At 65.3% G+C, this 219-nt stretch carries 1 protein-coding gene; it reads right to left on the bottom strand.

Annotated features, from left to right (window positions below; genetic code table 11):
• Window positions 1–31: 31 nt before the first annotated feature.
• On the bottom strand, window positions 32–219 hold a 188-nt coding region (locus I55_RS37515), incomplete at its 5' end, for a hypothetical protein (RefSeq protein WP_159107320.1).

The raw sequence follows: 219 nt of genomic DNA, 5'->3' as shown, positions 1-219 counted from the left end.
TTTATTGACGCGGGACAGGGCGACCGCGAATTCAGGCTTTCTTGGGCCGGCGGTAGCGATGGGTGTTCGCCTCGGGTGGACCATACTCCCGCACCAGAGCCTGGTAGCGCTTGGCCAGTGTGCGGGTGGGGAAGCGAAGCCGCAGGCGGCCCTTGGCCAGGTAGCGCTCGTTGGTCTGGCGGCGCTTGGCGTTGATACCCGGCCTACCGAGAAGATCGA

Origin of the sequence: Azospirillum sp. B4 (genome assembly GCF_000333275.1) — a bacterium.
Taxonomy (GTDB): domain Bacteria; phylum Pseudomonadota; class Alphaproteobacteria; order Azospirillales; family Azospirillaceae; genus Nitrospirillum.
The sequence above is the reverse complement of the archived record's forward strand: the minus strand, read 5'-3'. Positions and strand labels throughout refer to the sequence as shown.